We start from the raw sequence: 17,780 nt of genomic DNA on the forward strand, positions 1-17,780 counted from the left end.
ATTTGATCTAGATCAAGGCGCCGCTCCTGCCGCCATGAGAACCGTGTCCCGAAATAAAGGGGATTCGGGATATGTTCGATACGCTCAAGTTGGTCGTGCTTGCGCTCATTGTGTTTTTCGCAGCTTTGGCGGCCGATTGGGCGCGGGATCCGGCCTATATGGTCCATGCGCTGCTGATCATGGTGATCGCCGCCGGCCTGTTCTTCTGGCAACTGCGCAATATGCCGGTCGACGGTGTCGCCGCGCCCCACGCGCCAGCGCCGCAGGGCTATATGGACGGGCCGATCCGCTATGGCGTGATTGCCACGGCGTTCTGGGGTGTTGTCGGGTTCCTGGCGGGGACATACATCGCCTTTCAACTTGCGTTTCCAGCGCTGAATATCGAATGGGCGCAGCCCTATGCCAACTTTGGCCGTCTGCGTCCGCTGCACACCAGCGCGGTGATCTTCGCCTTTGGCGGCAATGCCCTGATCGCCTCTTCATTTTACATCGTGCAACGTACGTCGGCGGCACGGCTTTGGGGCGGCAACGCTGCTTGGTTTGTTTTCTGGGGCTATCAGCTTTTCATCGTGCTGGCAGCGACGGGCTATCTGCTGGGGGCAACACAATCGAAGGAATATGCCGAGCCGGAATGGTATGTCGACATCTGGCTGACCATCGTCTGGCTGACCTACCTCGCCGTGTTCTTCGGTACGATCCTGAACCGGCGCGAGCGTCATATTTATGTCGCCAACTGGTTCTTTCTGGCCTTCATCATCACCGTGGCCATGCTGCATGTGGTCAACAACCTCGCCATTCCGGTGTCGATCTGGGGCTCCAAATCGGTGCAGGTCTTTGCGGGTGTGCAGGATGCTATGACGCAGTGGTGGTACGGGCATAACGCCGTGGGCTTCTTCCTGACCGCCGGTTTTCTGGGCATGATGTACTACTTTGTGCCGAAACAAGCGGGCCGCCCGGTCTATAGCTACAAGCTGTCGATCATCCATTTCTGGGCGCTGATCTTTCTGTATATCTGGGCGGGTCCGCACCACCTGCATTACACCGCCTTGCCCGATTGGGCGGCGACGCTGGGGATGGTGTTTTCAATCATCCTGTGGATGCCAAGCTGGGGCGGCATGATCAACGGTCTGATGACGCTCGAAGGCGCATGGGACAAGATCCGCACCGATCCGATCATCCGCATGTTTGTCGCCTCGCTCGCCTTCTACGGAATGTCCACCTTTGAGGGGCCGATGATGTCGATCCGCGCGGTGAACAGCCTTAGCCACTACACCGACTGGACCATTGGCCATGTGCATTCCGGTGCGCTTGGCTGGAACGGGCTGATCACCTTCGGCGCGCTGTATTTCCTGACACCGCGGCTTTGGGGGCGGGCGCAGATGCATTCGCTGTCGGCGATCAACCTGCACTTCTGGCTCGCGACCGTGGGCATCGTTCTTTACGCGGCGTCGATGTGGGTCTCGGGCATTATGGAGGGGCTGATGTGGCGCGAGGTCGATGCCAATGGCTTCCTTGTCAACAGCTTTGCCGACACCGTCGAAGCCAAATTCCTGATGTATGTGGTCCGTGGTCTGGGCGGGGTGCTCTACCTCGCGGGGGGTGCGGTGATGGTCTGGAACATGTGGATGACCATCCGCGCCCCGCAAGCCCGCCCCGTCACCGTCGCCCTGCCAGCGGAGTAATATCAATGGCCAAGAACCCCCACAGCCCCAACTATGACCCCGCTGACGATCCCAAGGTGGTAACCGCCAGCGAAGGGATGAAAAAGGGCAAAATCCCGAACGAGCTGCCGCCCGAGACGCAGACGATCACCTTTCACCAGCGGTTTGAACGCAATGCGACGCTGCTGCTGATCGCCTCTCTCGGGGTGGTGAGCATCGGCGGGATCATCGAGATCGCGCCGCTGTTCTGGCTGGAAAACACGATCGAGAAGGTCGAGGGCATGCGCCCCTATTCGCCGCTGGAACTGGCGGGGCGCGAGATCTATGTGCGCGAGGGCTGCTATGTCTGCCACAGCCAGATGATCCGCCCCATGCGCGACGAGACGGAGCGTTACGGCCATTACAGCCTCGCCGCCGAATCCATGTATGACCACCCGTTTCAATGGGGCTCGAAACGCACCGGGCCGGATCTGGCGCGGGTCGGTGGGCGCTATTCGGACGAGTGGCACGTGGACCACCTGATGGACCCGCAGTCGGTCGTGCCCGAAAGCGTGATGCCGAAATACGCCTTTCTGATGGAAGCCAAGCTGGAAAGCGAGGATGTGACCGATTTGCTGGCGACCCACCGTATGGTTGGCGTGCCCTACACCGACGAGATGATCGCCAGCGCGAGCGGAGATTTCCGCATGCAGGTTGACCCGATGGGGGATTATGACGCGCTGCTTGACCGCTACCCCGGTGCGCAGGTGCGCGACTTTGACGGGCAGCCCGGTGTCAGCGAGATGGATGCCCTGATCGCCTATCTGCAAATGCTCGGGACGTTGGTCGATTTCTCGACCTTTGTGCCCGATGCCACCCGCTGAGGAGCTTGCCATGGACACCTATTCCTTCCTGCGTGAACTGGCCGACAGTTGGGCCTTGCTGATCCTGACGCTGATCTTTCTGGGGGTCATTGCTTGGGCCTATCGCCCCGGCTCGCGCGCGCTGCATGATGACGCGGCGGATGTGCCGTTTCGCAACGACGACCCCGACCAAGCCCGCCAAGACGGAGCCCGCCAATGACCGACAACCGCAAGATCGACCCCACCACCGGCACCGAAACCACGGGCCACAGTTGGGATGGCATCGAAGAGCTGAACACACCCCTGCCGCGGTGGTGGCTTTGGACATTCTACGCCACCATCGTCTGGGGCGTGATCTATACCATCCTCTACCCCGCGTGGCCGATGGTCTCGGGGGCGACGGCGGGGTTGTTGGGCTATTCCACCCGTGGCGAGGTCGCGGCCGAGATTGCGCGGGTGGACCTGACGAATGCCGATTTGACGGAAAGCCTGATCAACGTCGATATGGGGGTTCTGAAAGACAACGACGCGCTGCACCGTTTCGCTGTGCAGGCGGGGCGTTCGGTCTTTGCGTCGAATTGTTCGCAATGTCATGGCGCGGGGGCAGGGGGTGTGGTGGCCTCTGGCTACCCGAACCTTCTGGATGATGATTGGCTTTGGGGCGGTACGATGGCCGAGATCGCCTATACCGTGCGCCACGGCATCCGCAACGAGGATGACGCCGACGCGAGGGTGTCGCAGATGCCGTCCTTTGACTGGCTGGGCGCTGCGGAGCTGGACGCCACGGCCCATTTCGTGCGCAGCCTTTCGGGGCTCGCGCATGACGAGACAGCGGCCCAAGCGGGTGCGGATATCTTCGCCACGAATTGCAGCGCGTGCCACGGTGAAACGGGCCTTGGGGATCGCGAGATCGGCGCGCCAAACCTTGCCGATGCGATCTGGCTGCGCGGCGGCAGTCACGAGGCGATCATCCAACAGCTGAAAACACCGCGCATGGGGGTCATGCCGCCGTGGCAGGCGCGTTTGGGCGAAGCCGATGTGCGCGCTGTGACGGCCTATGTGCACGGTCTGGGCGGGGGGGAGGCCGCGATGGACACGGCCCAAGATGGGTCTGCTGACTGAGCCGCAGCACAAAAAGACCTGTTGTTTGATGCAGATCAAAGCGGCCTGCGCCCCACGGGTGTAGGCCGCAAGATGTAACCCCGGAGCCCCCCGCACATGTCCAACGCCGCCCCCCCGCTTTTCGCCGCGCGCGAGCCGATCTTCCCCCGCCGGGTGAGCGGCTTTTTCCGCCGGCTGAAATGGGTGATCCTGATCCTCACGCTGGGGGTCTACTACGTCACCCCGTGGCTCCGCTGGGACCGCGGGCCGAACCTGCCGGATCAGGCGGTTCTGGTCGATCTTGCGAACCGCCGTTTCCATTTCTTCTGGATCGAGATTTGGCCGCATGAATTCTATTTCGTCGCCGGGTTGCTGATCATGGCGGGGCTGGGGCTGTTCCTGTTTACCTCTGCCTTGGGTCGGGTCTGGTGTGGCTATGCCTGCCCGCAAACCGTCTGGTCTGACCTCTTCATGACCGTGGAGCGCTGGATCGAGGGCGACCGCAACGCCCGCATCCGCCTGCACAATGCGCCGTGGAGCCTGCGCAAGGCGCGGTTGCGGGGGGTGAAATGGGCGGTCTGGTTGCTGATCGCGGTGGCGACGGGCGGGGCTTGGGTCTTTTACTTTGCCGATGCGCCCAGTCTCGCGCGCGACCTCTTGACCCTGCAAGCCGCCCCCGTGGCCTATGCCACCATCGCCGTGCTCACCGCCACGACCTTTATCTTTGGCGGCTTCATGCGCGAACAGATCTGCATCTACATGTGCCCCTGGCCCCGCATCCAGGGCGCGATGATGGATCCGGGCACGCTGACCGTCGGCTACCGCAAATGGCGGGGGGAGCCGCGCGGGAAGGGTGGGGTGAAACGCCAGCAAGCCGCCGCCGCCGCGATTGGGAGCGGCGATGCCGTGGCGCGCTATGGTGCCGCGCTGGATATAAACTCCGCCGGAGACCGCCAGTCGCGCAGCGGCGACGTGCTGGGGGATTGTATCGATTGCAACGCCTGTGTCGCGGTCTGCCCGATGGGGATCGATATCCGCGAGGGTCAACAGATGGAGTGTATTACCTGCGCCCTCTGCATCGACGCCTGTGACGATGTGATGGCCAAGATCGGGCGGCCACGGGGGCTGATTGACTATCTCGCGCTGGATGACGAACCGCCAACCGCCCCGCAACAAAGCGCCGCAGTCGCGGGGTATGCCGACGCCCCCGCCGGTGACGTTACTGGTGCCGCGCTGCGCCCGTGGCAGCCCAAGCCGCTTTGGCAGCATATCTTTCGACCCCGCACGATTGTGTACACGACGGCATGGGCCGCCATCGGTGTGGCGCTGGTCGTAGCACTTTTCATCCGGCCCGAGATCGACATGACCATCGCGCCGGTGCGCAACCCGACCTTTGTCACCCTGTCGGACGGGTCCATCCGCAACGCCTATGACATCCGCCTGCGCAACAAACACACCGAAGCACGGGATTTCAGAGTGTCGCTGGTGGCCGACAGTCCTTTGGAACTGGCGGTAGAGGGCGCAAGTAACGCCGTGGTCAACGTGCCCGCTGACACCAGCCGGTTGCAACGTGTCTATGTGATCGCCCCGCCGCTGACCGCCGCCGCCCGCGCGCAGCGCAGTGATCTGCGCCTTTGGGTCGAAGATGCCACCTCGGGCGAGCGGGCCTATGGCAATACAATTTTCAACGGAAAGGAAGGATCTGATGAGCGCAGTACAGACTGAACGCCCGCTGACCGGCTGGCACGTGCTGGCGATGTTTATCGGCGGCTTTTCTATCATCATCTCGGTGAACCTCGCGCTGGCGTTCAACGCGGTGCGGACTTTCCCCGGCAAAGAGACCGAGTCGAGCTATGTCGCCTCGCAGAACTTCGACACCGACCGCGCCGCACAGGAAGCTTTGGGCTGGACCGTGCGGACGGCGCTGACCGACACGACGCTTAGGCTTTCTGTGACAGATGCGGGCAATCGCGTGGTAAGGCCCGAGATCATCTTTGCCACATTGGGGCGCGCGACGACGGTGGCGGATGACATCACGCCGGAATTCAGCTGGGACGGCACCGCATGGGTTGCCCCCGTCACGTCGGGCCCCGGCAACTGGAACCTGCGGATAGAGATGCGGGCCGCTGACGGCACGCTCTTTCGGCGCCGCATCCCGCTGCGGGGCCTGCGATGACCGTCGCTGCCTGTCCGGGCTGTATCGCGCTGGCCCCATCGGTCGAAACCGCGCGCAAGGGCGTGCCCGACACCGAGGCGGCAGTCTACCTTGCGCTGCCGCAGATCCGCTGTGCCGCCTGTATTGCGGGGGTCGAAGGGGTATTGGCCAAGCTGCCCTCTGTGAAAGCGGCCAGAGTAAACCTGAGCGCCAAGCGGGTGCGCCTTGTGCTCGTCCCCGGGTGTGACGCCAGCACCGCCCTTCAGGCCTTGAACGACGCAGGCTTTGACGCGCATGAACTGGACGCGACCGCCCTGCGCCCCGCCAATGACGACGCGGGGCGGCGCCTGCTGGCCCGTGCTGCGGTGGCGGGCTTTGCGATGATGAATGTGATGGCAATCTCTGTCGCGGTCTGGTCGGGGGCAGGGGATGTGACACGGGTGATGTTCCACTGGGTCTCGGCCGCCATAGCACTGCCCGCGCTGGCGTTTTCTGCGGTGCCTTTCTTTGCCTCGGCATGGGGGGCCTTGCGGGCGGGGCGGATGAACATGGATGTACCCATTGCGCTGGCGATCCTGCTGGCCGCTGCGACATCGCTTTATGAAACCTTTGCGGCACGCGGGGCGCATACATGGTTTGATGCCGCGCTGTCGCTCACGTTTTTCTTGCTGGTGGGGCGGTATCTTGAACACCGCGCGCGGGCGACGGCGCGTTCTGCCGCAGCAGAGTTGACGGCGCTGGAGCTACCGCGCGCCACCCGATTGACCGCAACAGGGCGCGAAACCGTGGATGTCGCCATGCTGATGCCAGACGACCGGATCGCGCTGGCCGCAGGGGCCCGTGCGCCTGTGGATGGCATAGCTGAAACCGCCGCAATGGTGGACCGCTCTGCCCTGACCGGAGAGGCGGATCCCGTCGCTTTGGCGGCAGGGGATCTGATCTGCGCGGGCGAAGTGATTCTTGGTGCACCGCTGACACTGCGGGCCACGCATCGCGCCGAAGACAGCACCCTGCGCCGTTTGGCGGCCCTCGTCGAGGTCGCAGAGACCGGCAAGCACCGCTACAGCGGGATCGCGGACCGCGCCGCACGGCTTTATGCGCCGGTGGTGCATGGTTTGGCCGCGGTGGCTTTCGCGATCTGGTGGGCGTTGACGGGGGATCTGCATCACGCCATTGCCGTGGCCACCGCAACGTTGATCATTACCTGCCCCTGCGCCTTGGCGCTTGCCATTCCGGCAGTGACGGCGGCAATGACGGGGCGCTTGTTCCGCGCGGGCGTGCTGCTGAAATCGCCCACGGCGCTGGAACGGCTGGCTGACATCGACACGGTCGTTTTTGACAAAACCGGCACGCTGACCGAAGGGGTGGCTGTTCTTCCCGCGCTTGACCCCGACGCCGCGTCAGTTGCCTTGAGCTTGGCCCAAGCGTCGCACCACCCCGCGTCTCGTGCGCTGGCGGCGTCCCTTGCGGGGCAGGCTCCTGCCGACTTGCGCGACGTGGTCGAGGTCGCAGGGCAGGGGGTCACCGCCCTTTGGAATGGTGTGCCCGTGGGGCTGGTGCGCGGAGAGGACGGGCCCGAGCTTCATCTGCCCGATCGGTGCATCCCCCTGCCGCTGACCGAGACCCCGCGCCCCGGCACCGCCGCGTTGATCGCCGCGCTTTGCGCCGGCGGGTGGCAGGTCGCGATGATCACCGGCGACACACCGGCCCGCGCCGCCGCCCTTGCCGCAAAGCTTGGGATTGATCAGATACATGCCGGTGTCTTGCCGTACGAGAAAGTCGATCTGGTGCGTGGCATGTCCGAACAGGGCAGGCGGGTGCTGATGGTGGGTGACGGGCTGAATGACACCGCAGCGCTTGCCGCCGCACATGCATCGCTCGCCCCCGGTTCAGCGCTGGACGCGGCAAGGGTCGCCTCGGACGGCGTCATTCTGGGGGGCACTCTAGGTACCATCGCACAGACCCTGAGCCTGGCACGTCGGGCGCGCAACCGCATCAAGCAGAACCTCGCCCTCGCCGCCGCCTATAACTGCGTGGCGATCCCGGTCGCGGTCATGGGCTTTGCCACACCGCTGATGGCGGCGGCGGTCATGTCTTCGTCCTCCATCCTTGTCGTCCTGAATGCGTTGCGTCGATGAATATTCTGATTGTCCTGATCCCCGTTTCCATATGCCTCGGCGCAGCAGGGCTGATCGCCTGTCTGTGGACATTGCGCAGTGGTCAGTACGAAGACCTGGAGGGCGATGCCGCGCGTATCTTGCTGGAGGATGACGTGTGTGTTGAAGGTGAAGAGGGGTAGAGCTGGGCTTAGGACGCGTGTCACAGCCGACCACGCCGCAGCGGATCTGATGGCCGCTCCCGCCCTCGGCCCCATAAGGATCACGAGGGGCGAGAATAATCATCTTAGATTGCCGTGTGAGGTGACTGTTGATAGAAGCCGGTAGTCGCACGCCATCTGTCCGGAGGGGCTCCTCATACTGTCGATCATCATCAACGTCGCTTCGGCCCGGGACCGTATGGCCTTTATGGCGCAACAGATGGATGCGCTTGGCCTGCCCTATGAGCGGCTCGAAGCCGTTACCCCCGATGCGCAGAGCGGATCGCATAACGCGGCCTATTGGGCCAGTTGGCAACGCCCCCTTAAGGAAACCGAGAAAGCTTGTTTTCTGAGCCACGTAGCAGCATGGGAGCGTGTTGCGGCTTTGGAGGAGCCTGCGTTGATCCTTGAGGACGATGTCGTGCTTTCTCGTGCGACGCAGGTATTGCTCAAGTCCTGTCGCGGGCTGGTGGATGTCGACCATCTGACGCTTGAGGTACGCCAGCGTCGGAAGATTGTCGCCAAAGACGCACAACCGCTGACAGACGACCACGTTATGCGCCGTCTCTATCAGGATCGCAGCGGTGCCGCCGCATATGTGCTATGGCCGTCAGGTGCGGCAAAACTGTTGCAGCGTGCAAAGACACAGGCAGCACTTGCCGATGCGATGATCTGTGGTGCTTACGAGCTTAAGAGCTATCAGGTCGAACCGGCCTGCGCGATCCAGATCGACCAAGCGGAGGCTTACGGCGTAGCTGTCGGGCTTAAGACACATTCGCTGATCGGGGCCGGTGTACCGACACGGCAGCCAACCACCGCGAGGTTCAAGCTGCGCCGCATCGCCGCCCAACTTCGCATGGGCATGCAAGCTTTGCTGCATGCCATGGATGCCGAACGCCGAGAGATATCATTGTCACCCGCCGAGTTTTATACGCCCCCCCAAGAGCCGCGGCGCTAAGCCTCGTCCCACCAGCTTGTTTTATCCCGTTTGTGCTGTGCCTTAAAGCGCGCAAACGCGGTGTCATTGATCTGCAGCCGCGCCCAGAGTTCCTGGAAAATGGGCCCGACGGGATCAAGCGCCATAAACGGTTCCATCCTCCAGACCATATTGCGCAGGGTGTCATCCGTTCCGACGGTAAAGCAGGACATGCCTTCGAAAAGCGGAATGAGCCGGTGTTGAACATCCTCGACATGCGTAGGAGTCATCGTGGTGCCCAAGGTATCCGTCAGATACCGTTCACTTTCGTACATTTTAACTGTGTTGACGACCGCGCTTGTCATCATGGCAACCGCGCGCACCGCCATATCGCTATCATGGGCCGCAAATGTGTCGGTGGCTGAGACAAGCCAGCGGATATTCAGTTTCTCCCGCAGGAAGTCCCCCTCGGCCATCCACAGGGTGCGGAATTTCTGATAGGTTTCAGCCAGGTTGTGGTCGCGCCGGATCAGCACGATCAACTCTGCATGATAAAGCAGCAGCGCAGACTGCCCCGAAAATTCCGTCCTTAGATTTTGCAGATGCAGGTCGATGGATTTCGCTGACCCTCGCGTCTGAACCGGATCGCCCGCGTCAATCATCGTCGCTTTGAGCTCGGCTAGATTATGTTCCGCCGCCGCATGCCTGCGCGCCCCCCAGCGTTTGCGATGCTGGTTGAGGGATAAAAACCGTCTAAGCCGTCCGGGTTTCTTTCGCATTGGTCTCGCTTTTCCTATCGGTTTAGTGGCGCAACACTCCGTAAAGACGCAGTACATCAAACCGCCGGCGTAGTCTTCGGCTTTTTAGGAAGGGTCTGAGAAGCCGGTATTTCAGCGCCATCTTCCCTTGGTCAAAGCGCCCTGCCGCAGCACATCCATCAAGCGCTGAGGCTCATATAAGCGCGGGTCACGGCCTTGGCATCGAACTTTTCGGGGAAGTCGATCCTGAAGCGCTCCGGATTGTCTGAGGCTTCCGTCATTCGGGCTGAAAGCGCTTCGATGTTATCGGGCGGTGACACGAGATTTTGTGTGGGCAGTATTTCAGCCGGCCCCGAGGGGCAATCCGTGCTTATGACGGGGACACCAAGGGCAATCGCTTCGAGGATTGTCATGTTCAGCCCTTCATATTCCGACGATACAACCATGAATCTTGCCGCTTTGATCAACGGGAACGGGTTTTTCTGGAAGCCCACAAAATGCACGCGGTCTGCGATGCCCAAAGACTGCGCCAATGCTTTGGTTTCTCCCAGCAAGGGTCCGGACCCGACGAGCAGCAGGTCATACGGGGTCTTTGCCCGCGCATATGCATGTAGGAGCCGATCGTGGCGCTTGGCTTTTTTGAACTTGCCTACGTTGACGATATAGTCCTTCCGGGGCGGCACCGGTTCACCGGCCTGCCGTTGGATCAAAGCCGGTTCGACCGGGTTATAGATTGTGCGCGTCTCGATCGATTGCCCAAACAGCGCCTGCATGTCCTCTTCGACGCCCTTGCTGACGCAGATACATTTTTTTCCGCTGTAGATCTGCTTCAGTCGATTGAGGCGAGGGTCGGCGGCACCATCAAGAGCATACTCCTGCGACGTATTATTATGCATGATAAAATGAATATTCGGGAGCCGACTCTTTGAGAGAATAAAATCGACGGGATGAAGGTTGGAAAGCACCAGATCAGGCGTCCCGATGTTCTTCCTGATAAATCGGTCAAAAAATTTCGCCGCAATCTTGGGGCGGATTTTTCGAGGTAGCGATCGAAAAGCACGGTACGGAAATTTGTGGATATGAACTCCGTTATCTAGCGGCAGATCAATAGTGTCTTTAAATATAACAATATGCGCCGAGCCACCCAATGCGTTTATATTTCGCGCCAGTGTTTGAACAACGCGCTCTGCACCATTCCCCTGCAGGCTGAAAACAGCGAGAACTATCGTTTTCATATATTCTTCTCCAATACGCGCTTTGGGCGTTGTATAGACCAAACGGTAGATAATGCGTACGGGCGTTGTGAAGTCCAGAACGGTTTTTGCAAGGATGCCGTGCTAAGGTGCCGTTATCTGTTTGGGACGTGTCCGGCGGCTGTAGCGGGGCCGGCCTTGGCGCGGCGGAACTGACGCTAGATGCTTTACCCAGCCCCCAAACCACCTCACACCGCCCCAAAAAAAACCAGTTGTTAGTTACAAATGCAACCTTTAGGCAATCGCTAGTGGAACGCGAGGAGCCGAGTATGACTGTAGAAAAACATCCGACCCGTATGACCCAAGCCCCGTCTCTTCCCGGGGCCAACGCCGGATACATGCCGGGCTTCGGGAATGATTTCGAGACAGAAGCGCTGCCGGATGCCTTGCCGCAAGGGATGAACAGCCCGCAAAAATGCAACTACGGGCTTTATGGTGAGCAGCTTAGCGGGACCGCCTTTACGGCACCAAGCCATCAGAACGAACGTACCTGGTGCTACCGCATTCGCCCGTCGGTCAAACACTCGCACCGGTATCACAAGATCGATCTGCCGCTTTGGAAATCCGCGCCCAACATTGTCGCGGATGTCACGAGCCTTGGGCAATATCGCTGGGATCCGCTGCCGCACACAGACACGCCGCTGACATGGCTGACGGGGGTGCGCACGATGACGACGGCGGGGGATGTCCACACGCAGGTCGGCATGGCGACCCATGTGTATCTTGTGAATGCCTCCATGGTTGATGCGTATTTCTATTCTGCCGACAGCGAGATGCTGATTGTCCCGCAGGAAGGGCGTCTTCGGTTTTCCACTGAACTGGGGATCATTGATCTCGCGCCGCAGGAAATCGCGATCATTCCGCGGGGGCTGGTCTACCGTGTCGAAGTGCTTGAAGGGCCGTGCCGCGGGTTTGTCTGCGAGAACTACGGCCAAAAGTTCGAGCTGCCTAATCGTGGGCCGATCGGGGCTAACTGCATGGCCAACCCGCGCGATTTCAAAGCACCCGTTGCCGCGTTTGAAGACCGCGAAGTCTCCTCTACCGTGACGGTGAAATGGTGCGGGGCGTTCCATGAAACCAAGATCGGGCAGTCGCCGCTTGATGTGGTGGCATGGCACGGGAACTACGCGCCAGTGAAATATGACCTGCGCACCTATTGCCCCGTGGGGGCGGTGCTGTTCGACCATCCTGACCCGTCGATCTTTACCGTTCTCACCGCGCCGTCCGGTGTCGAAGGGACGGCGAATATCGACTTTGTCTTGTTCCGGGAACGCTGGATGGTGGCGGAAGATACGTTCCGCCCGCCGTGGTATCACAAGAATATCATGTCCGAATTGATGGGCAATATTTACGGCCAGTATGACGCGAAGCCCAAAGGCTTTATTCCCGGCGGCATCAGCTTGCACAATATGATGCTGCCGCACGGGCCTGATCGTAATGCCTTCGAGGGGGCCTCCAACGCAGAGCTGACGGCCCAAAAGCTCGACAATACGATGTCGTTCATGTTCGAGACCCGCTTCCCGCAGCAACTCACGAAATTCGCCGTACAGGAGGCCCCCTTGCAGGATGATTACATCGATTGCTGGGCGGACATCGAAAAGAAGTTCGACGGGACACCGGGCAAGAAATGAAGCGGACTCCGGCCGGTGAAAGCACAACGTTGACCCGGCGCGGTGCCGCAGGGCGTGACGGGTATCAGGTGGGGTCGGGCAGGTGCCAAAGCATCGTTCGATCCGCAACAAATTCCCCAAAGTAAAAGGACCAGAACCATGGCAAAAGCATTCGCATCCCAAGGGGATATGACAGAGAAGAAAGTCACCTTTGACGAAGTCGGCGAGGGCCTGTGGGCCTTCACCGCGGAAGGCGACCCGAATTCGGGCGTGATCATCGGCGATGACAGCGTCATGATTGTAGAGGCACAGGCGACGCCGCGTCTGGCCAATAAGGTCATCGAGAAGGTGCGCGAAGTCACCGACAAGCCGATCAGCCATGTGGTGCTGACCCATTATCACGCGGTGCGCGTGTTGGGGGCCTCTGCCTATGGGGCACAGCAGATCATCATGTCCGACGTTGCCCGCGCGATGGTCGAGGAACGCGGACAGGAAGATTGGGACAGCGAATTCCAACGCTTTCCCCGATTGTTCGAGGGGCATGAATCAATCCCCGGGCTGACTTACCCGACCACCACATTCAGCGACAGCATGACCGTCTATCTGGGCAAACGTCGCGTTGATATCAAACACATCGGCCGCGCCCATACGGCGGGTGATGCGGTGATCCATGTGCCGGATCAGAACGTTATGTTCACGGGCGATATCGTGGAGGATCATTCGGCCTGCTATTGCGGCGACGGATACTTCGGCGACTGGGGGCAAACGCTCGATAACATCAAGGCCTATGACGTGGATGCGATCGCACCGGGACGGGGGGGCGCCTTGATCGGCAAGGACGCCGTTGAACGTGCGATTGAAAGCACGCGTGATTTCGTCGAAAGCACCTTCAAGCCAGCGCAGCGGGTCGCCATGAAAGGCGGCACGTTGAAAGAGGCATGGGATGCGGTGCGCGCGGAATGCGACCCGAAGTTCAAGGATTACGCGATTTACGAGCACTGCCTGCCGTTCAACGTCAGCCGCGCCTTCGACGAGGCCCGCGGCATCTGGCATCCGCGTATCTGGACAGACAAGCGCGATCTGGAAATGTGGGCGCAGTTGCAGGGCTAAGGCTAGGTCTGGGAGGGCAAACCATGGTCGACGTCCGCTATGATATCGCGTTCAAACTATACCCTTACCAAAAGGGAGCGGATCAGGATCTTGCCCCCCGGCGTCACCCTGTGGTGATCGTCGGGGGCGGGCCCATCGGGATGGCGCTGGCGCTTGATCTTGGGCGTAAGGGCACGCCTGTTGTGGTATTGGACGATCATGAAGGGGTCGGACAGGGCAGTCGCGCCATCTGTTTTGCGAAACGCACGCTCGAGATCTGCGACCGCCTTGGCGCGGGCAAAGCGATGATCGACAAGGGCGTTCAGTGGAACGTCGGCAAAGTGTTTCATGGCGATGAGCGGGTGTTCGAATTCAATCTGCAACCCGAAGACGGCCATAAGGCTCCGGCGTTTATCAACCTGCAACAGCCCTATTTCGAGAAATACCTCGTGGATGAAATCCGTGTGGCGCAATCTGACGGCGCGCCCATTGAAATCCGCGGGCGCAACGGGGTCACGGGGGTGACACCGCGGGTCGATCACGTGGTGCTGGATATCAACACACCCGACGGCCCCTACCAGCTTGAGGCCGACTGGCTGGTCGCTTGCGATGGCGCACGGTCTCCCACGCGCGAGATGCTGGGTCTGAGCTTTGAGGGCCGCGTGTTCGAGGATAATTTCCTGATCGCTGACGTGAAGATGAAGGCCGATTTCCCGACCGAACGCTGGTTCTGGTTCGAGCCGCCCTTCAAAGACAGCGGCGCGTCGGCGCTTCTCCACAAGCAGCCCGACGATATCTGGCGGATCGATTTCCAACTGGGGTGGGACATTGACCGCGCCAAGGAACTGAAGCCCGAGAATATCCGCGCCCGCGTGGATGCCATGTTGGGCGAGGGGGCGGAATACGAGCTCGAATGGACCTCCATCTACACGTTCCAATGTCGGCGTATGGAAAAGTTTCGACACGGCAGGGTGCTCTTTGCGGGCGACAGCGCGCATCAGGTCTCTCCCTTCGGGGCGCGGGGGGCCAACTCCGGCGTGCAGGACGCGGACAATCTGGCGTGGAAACTTGATCTGGTGATCAAGGGCTTGGCACCCGACCGTCTGCTCGACAGCTATTCGCAAGAGCGGGTCCACGGCGCTGACGAGAATATCCTGAATTCCACTCGCGCCACGGACTTTCTCACCCCGAAGACAGAGATGAGCAAGATTTTCCGCAATGCGGTGTTGAGCCTCGCACACCGTCACCCCTTTGCAAGGCCCTTGGTGAATTCCGGTCGTTTGTCTGTGCCAAGTGTCTATGACGGGCTGTCACTGAACGGCCCCGATGCACTGAATGGCCCCGCGACAAACCGTGTCGGCGCCACCTGCAGCGACGCGCCCTTGAGGGACGGGTTCTTGCTGGACGTGGTGGGCGGCGTGTTCACCGTTCTGGCGATCAATACCGACCCGCCCGCGCTGGCCGAGGTTGGCGGGGTCACGGTAAACACCGTCACGCTGAACACGCAAACCGACGATCCCAGCGGTGCTATTGCGGCACGCTACCTCGGCGACACGCCCTGCGGCATCTACCTGATCCGCCCGGACCAGCATGTCGCCGCACGGTGGGCCCGCGCAAGCGCCGCAGACATCCGGTCAGCCGTAGGCATCGCAACAGGAAAGGGGCAGTAACGATGGGGCTCAACCTTCAACCGAACATCAAGGATCCGGACGGGTTCTATGATGAATTGCTTTGCGCACATGAAGGGCGAAGCAAGGACGAAAGCGACGCATTCAACGCCCGCCTGATCCTCATCCTCGCGAACCATATCGGTGACAGAGAAACCCTGCGCGCAGCATTGGCCGCCGCCAGATAGGGGCGTCCGGCGTCTGAAGCCGCGTCGAGACGTGGGATGCTATCCCTGATGTTCGTTGTAGCCGGCGAGAGCGGAGACAGTTCTCGTCTAATGGGACGCGTTCCCTGTCGCGCCTTTGTGCGAAAATTGTAACTTATAATAGTAATTATGTGCAGTGTTGTTCAACTCAGCGGCCAGCCCGACCCATATCCCAGCTCATATATGCGGTGCCAGTAACGCTTGGATGTCGCTGTCGGGTGGCGCGTTTCAGCGGTTTCGGATTGGCGAAGTCGTGTCGGGGCGGGTGCGGCTTCCCACCTCAACACGTATGGGGCTTAGGAGGTCAGTCGCGATGACGAAGGCACGGTGAAGCGCCCTGCCACGAAGAACAGCACCGTTGCCAGCCCAGCAGGGATCGCAAGCCCAAGGGACATGGGGAGCGCCGTAGCTGTCCCGCCAATCGCGACAGAGGTAGAGACGGCAAAGGCAAGGGCAAACTGGATCGCCCCCAGCAACGCCGATCCCATGCCGGCACCTTTCTCTGTCAGCGACATCGCGATAGACATCGCGTTCGCCGACAGCAACCCGACGCAGCCAATCGATATCCACAGCGGAATGGCGAATACCAGAAGCGAGCTTGTCTGCGACAGCAGCGCCAGCACCAAAGTAGCGGCGACAAACAGCGGCAAGACGGCGGTGAGGATCTGTTCGGGGCTATAGTGGTTCAACAGCATGCCATTGATGCGGCCAAAGATGATAAGCGCGGTCGCAATAGCCGCGAACATGAGCCCAAAGCCGATTGAACTCAGCCCGAAGATCCCTTGGAAGACCCCAGAGGATCCCGTGATAAACGCGAACATGCCGCTTTGAATAAGCCCCGCAACCAGCGCCATGATGAGAAATCCGCGCTCGGACAGGAGCCGCTTGGCGGTTTTTGCACCCGTGCGGAAGGGCCGAGGCTGGCGGCCTTCGGCGGGCAATGTCTCGGGCAAGGTGATCACGGACAAGACCAGCGCGACAAGGCTGATAAGGGCCATCGTCGCAAAGATGGAACGCCAGCCAAACGCTTCAAGCAACAGGCTGCCCAACGTGGGCGAGGCGATGGGGCCAAGCGTCAGCAACATGACAAGCACCGTCATGACTTTCGCCGCCTTCCGCCCTTCGTACAGGTCTTTGACCATGGCGCGCCCCACGACCATGCCCGCGCTCGCCCCGATGGCCTGAATGAAACGAAGTGCGTTGAACCACGCGATGTCGCTGAACAACGGCAGAACAAGAGAGGTCACGGTGAAAAGGACGGTGCCGATCAGAAGCGGCCCCTTGCGCCCGTAGGTATCGGTCAAGGGGCCGATCAGGATTTGCCCGAAACAGAGCCCCAGAAAAAAGAGAGAAAGCGAGAGCTCGGCCGCCGTATGGGTGGCGTTCATCGACGTCGCAAGATCCCCGAGGGCGGCCAGATACATGTCGGTTGCCAATGGCGGAAAAAGGGAGAGCAGGCCGAGGGTCGCGGTCACAGCGAACGCGCGGCTTGAGGACAAGGAAATTTGAGACATCTTGGCTCCAACGGGATAATAGACTGTGGTCTACTTGCATTTAGTAGATCGCAGTCTAACAATCAATGTCATACCACGCTGCATCGATGAACAGGAGCTGTGCATGTCGGTAAAGAAGTCGGGCGGACGCCCCGCGAACGAGGAAGCCAGCGCCGCTTTGAAAGCCGCCGCGCTGCGGCTTGTGCGGGAAACGGGCTACGAAAAAGTCTCTATCGCGGCGATTATTGCCGAGGCGGGCGTTGCGCGCCAAACGCTCTACAATCGCTGGGATACAAAGGCGGACCTCATCCTCGAAGCGATATTCGAGGCGACGAATTCCTATGCCGCTGAACCGCCTTTGGATAGCGCGCAAGACTATAGGTCGCAGCTTGAAGACTTCCTGATCAAGGTTTTCGAACATCTGAAACTGGATGGCGGAACCATCCGGTCGCTGATTGCATCGTCACAGCAAGACGCGAAGTTTCACGCGTCGTTCCATGCTAAATTCGTTCTGCCGCGCGAGCAGATGATGACGCTGATGCTGCGTCGGGCGCAGGACCAAGGGGCGCTTTCACCCGCGCGCAACGTCGAGGTATTGTCGACCATGATCCACGGTGCATTCTGGTATCGCTTGCTGAACCGCGGCGTATTGGATGCGACTTTCGCGAAAGAGCTCGTGGCTGAGACCTTCGCCTGAACCAGCCTTGTGATC

General features: G+C 60.6%; 17 protein-coding genes. 14 read left to right on the forward strand and 3 right to left on the reverse strand.

Going from position 1 to position 17,780, the window contains the following annotated elements; genetic code table 11:
* The first annotated feature begins 71 nt into the window (after window positions 1-71).
* The 9 genes from ccoN to AADW22_RS16685 all read left to right on the forward strand — a co-directional run bounded on the left by ccoN (window position 72) and on the right by AADW22_RS16685 (window position 9,034).
* Window positions 72-1,682: a cytochrome-c oxidase, cbb3-type subunit I gene (gene ccoN / locus AADW22_RS16645; RefSeq protein ID WP_005848932.1), complete on the forward strand. Its 1,611-nt coding sequence runs from the start codon at window positions 72-74 to the stop codon at window positions 1,680-1,682.
* 5 nt (window positions 1,683-1,687) lie between these two features.
* A complete protein-coding gene (gene ccoO / locus AADW22_RS16650; protein WP_386176794.1) occupies window positions 1,688-2,524 on the forward strand; it encodes a cytochrome-c oxidase, cbb3-type subunit II in 837 nt (278 codons plus the stop codon).
* A gap of 10 nt (window positions 2,525-2,534) precedes the next feature.
* On the forward strand, window positions 2,535-2,723 hold the full coding sequence (locus AADW22_RS16655) for a CcoQ/FixQ family Cbb3-type cytochrome c oxidase assembly chaperone (protein WP_005848929.1): 189 nt from the start codon (window positions 2,535-2,537) through the stop codon (window positions 2,721-2,723).
* Window positions 2,720-3,625, forward strand: coding sequence for a cytochrome-c oxidase, cbb3-type subunit III (gene ccoP, locus AADW22_RS16660; protein ID WP_407474723.1), 906 nt, complete (start codon window positions 2,720-2,722; stop codon window positions 3,623-3,625). The genes AADW22_RS16655 and ccoP overlap by 4 nt, the downstream gene beginning before the upstream one ends.
* A gap of 96 nt (window positions 3,626-3,721) precedes the next feature.
* On the forward strand, window positions 3,722-5,329 hold the full coding sequence (ccoG, locus tag AADW22_RS16665; RefSeq protein WP_407474724.1) for a cytochrome c oxidase accessory protein CcoG: 1,608 nt from the start codon (window positions 3,722-3,724) through the stop codon (window positions 5,327-5,329).
* Window positions 5,310-5,780, forward strand: coding sequence for a FixH family protein (locus AADW22_RS16670; RefSeq protein WP_407474725.1), 471 nt, complete (start codon window positions 5,310-5,312; stop codon window positions 5,778-5,780). Before ccoG ends, AADW22_RS16670 begins: the two co-directional genes overlap by 20 nt.
* Complete coding sequence (locus tag AADW22_RS16675) at window positions 5,777-7,897, forward strand: heavy metal translocating P-type ATPase (protein ID WP_407474726.1); 2,121 nt, start codon at window positions 5,777-5,779, stop codon at window positions 7,895-7,897. Before AADW22_RS16670 ends, AADW22_RS16675 begins: the two co-directional genes overlap by 4 nt.
* A complete protein-coding gene (gene ccoS / locus AADW22_RS16680) occupies window positions 7,894-8,058 on the forward strand; it encodes a cbb3-type cytochrome oxidase assembly protein CcoS (RefSeq protein ID WP_037941952.1) in 165 nt (54 codons plus the stop codon). The genes AADW22_RS16675 and ccoS overlap by 4 nt, the downstream gene beginning before the upstream one ends.
* A 190-nt stretch (window positions 8,059-8,248) precedes the next feature.
* On the forward strand, window positions 8,249-9,034 hold the full coding sequence (locus AADW22_RS16685) for a glycosyltransferase family 25 protein (RefSeq protein WP_407474761.1): 786 nt from the start codon (window positions 8,249-8,251) through the stop codon (window positions 9,032-9,034).
* Here the strand turns inward: AADW22_RS16685 and AADW22_RS16690 are convergent.
* On the reverse strand, window positions 9,031-9,771 hold the full coding sequence (locus AADW22_RS16690; protein WP_407474727.1) for a hypothetical protein: 741 nt from the start codon (window positions 9,769-9,771) through the stop codon (window positions 9,031-9,033). The two genes, AADW22_RS16685 and AADW22_RS16690, sit on opposite strands and share 4 nt — an antisense overlap.
* Before the next feature lie 158 nt (window positions 9,772-9,929).
* Complete coding sequence (locus tag AADW22_RS16695) at window positions 9,930-10,985, reverse strand: glycosyltransferase (protein WP_407474728.1); 1,056 nt, start codon at window positions 10,983-10,985, stop codon at window positions 9,930-9,932.
* 287 nt (window positions 10,986-11,272) lie between these two features.
* On the opposite strand from AADW22_RS16695, the gene hmgA reads away from it, so the two are divergent.
* The 4 genes from hmgA (at window position 11,273) to AADW22_RS16715 (ending at window position 15,557) form a co-directional block, all read left to right on the forward strand.
* Window positions 11,273-12,634 carry a homogentisate 1,2-dioxygenase gene (gene hmgA / locus AADW22_RS16700; RefSeq protein WP_407474729.1) on the forward strand — a complete coding sequence of 454 codons (1,362 nt, stop codon included), beginning with the start codon at window positions 11,273-11,275 and terminating at the stop codon, window positions 12,632-12,634.
* Between the two features lie 138 nt (window positions 12,635-12,772).
* Window positions 12,773-13,723 (forward strand): MBL fold metallo-hydrolase, encoded by a 951-nt coding sequence (locus AADW22_RS16705; RefSeq protein ID WP_005848911.1) that lies wholly within the window; start codon window positions 12,773-12,775, stop codon window positions 13,721-13,723.
* A gap of 23 nt (window positions 13,724-13,746) precedes the next feature.
* Window positions 13,747-15,372, forward strand: a complete 1,626-nt coding sequence (locus tag AADW22_RS16710) for an FAD-dependent oxidoreductase (protein WP_407474730.1) — start codon at window positions 13,747-13,749, stop codon at window positions 15,370-15,372.
* 2 nt (window positions 15,373-15,374) lie between these two features.
* A complete protein-coding gene (locus AADW22_RS16715; RefSeq protein WP_074636951.1) occupies window positions 15,375-15,557 on the forward strand; it encodes a DUF2783 domain-containing protein in 183 nt (60 codons plus the stop codon).
* A gap of 314 nt (window positions 15,558-15,871) precedes the next feature.
* On the opposite strand, the gene AADW22_RS16720 is transcribed toward AADW22_RS16715, so the two are convergent.
* A complete protein-coding gene (locus tag AADW22_RS16720) occupies window positions 15,872-17,089 on the reverse strand; it encodes a multidrug effflux MFS transporter (protein ID WP_407474731.1) in 1,218 nt (405 codons plus the stop codon).
* Window positions 17,090-17,192: 103 nt separating this feature from the next.
* Between AADW22_RS16720 and AADW22_RS16725 the strand changes: the two genes are divergently transcribed.
* Window positions 17,193-17,765, forward strand: a complete 573-nt coding sequence (locus AADW22_RS16725; RefSeq protein ID WP_407474732.1) for a TetR/AcrR family transcriptional regulator — start codon at window positions 17,193-17,195, stop codon at window positions 17,763-17,765.
* Window positions 17,766-17,780: the final 15 nt, after the last annotated feature.

The sequence above is a fragment of the Sulfitobacter sp. PM12 genome (assembly GCF_045586035.1).
In the GTDB taxonomy this organism is placed as follows: Bacteria; Pseudomonadota; Alphaproteobacteria; order Rhodobacterales; family Rhodobacteraceae; genus Sulfitobacter; species Sulfitobacter pontiacus.

Coding starts and splice junctions, on each gene's coding strand:
- ccoN (WP_005848932.1), top strand. CDS start 72: ATGTTCGATACGCTCAAGTTGGTCGTGCTTGCGCTCATTGTGTTTTTC.
- ccoO (WP_386176794.1), top strand. CDS start 1,688: ATGGCCAAGAACCCCCACAGCCCCAACTATGACCCCGCTGACGATCCC.
- AADW22_RS16655 (WP_005848929.1), top strand. CDS start 2,535: ATGGACACCTATTCCTTCCTGCGTGAACTGGCCGACAGTTGGGCCTTG.
- ccoP (WP_407474723.1), top strand. CDS start 2,720: ATGACCGACAACCGCAAGATCGACCCCACCACCGGCACCGAAACCACG.
- ccoG (WP_407474724.1), top strand. CDS start 3,722: ATGTCCAACGCCGCCCCCCCGCTTTTCGCCGCGCGCGAGCCGATCTTC.
- AADW22_RS16670 (WP_407474725.1), top strand. CDS start 5,310: ATGAGCGCAGTACAGACTGAACGCCCGCTGACCGGCTGGCACGTGCTG.
- AADW22_RS16675 (WP_407474726.1), top strand. CDS start 5,777: ATGACCGTCGCTGCCTGTCCGGGCTGTATCGCGCTGGCCCCATCGGTC.
- ccoS (WP_037941952.1), top strand. CDS start 7,894: ATGAATATTCTGATTGTCCTGATCCCCGTTTCCATATGCCTCGGCGCA.
- AADW22_RS16690 (WP_407474727.1), bottom strand. CDS start 9,771: ATGCGAAAGAAACCCGGACGGCTTAGACGGTTTTTATCCCTCAACCAG.
- AADW22_RS16695 (WP_407474728.1), bottom strand. CDS start 10,985: ATGAAAACGATAGTTCTCGCTGTTTTCAGCCTGCAGGGGAATGGTGCA.
- hmgA (WP_407474729.1), top strand. CDS start 11,273: ATGACTGTAGAAAAACATCCGACCCGTATGACCCAAGCCCCGTCTCTT.
- AADW22_RS16705 (WP_005848911.1), top strand. CDS start 12,773: ATGGCAAAAGCATTCGCATCCCAAGGGGATATGACAGAGAAGAAAGTC.
- AADW22_RS16710 (WP_407474730.1), top strand. CDS start 13,747: ATGGTCGACGTCCGCTATGATATCGCGTTCAAACTATACCCTTACCAA.
- AADW22_RS16715 (WP_074636951.1), top strand. CDS start 15,375: ATGGGGCTCAACCTTCAACCGAACATCAAGGATCCGGACGGGTTCTAT.
- AADW22_RS16720 (WP_407474731.1), bottom strand. CDS start 17,089: ATGTCTCAAATTTCCTTGTCCTCAAGCCGCGCGTTCGCTGTGACCGCG.
- AADW22_RS16725 (WP_407474732.1), top strand. CDS start 17,193: ATGTCGGTAAAGAAGTCGGGCGGACGCCCCGCGAACGAGGAAGCCAGC.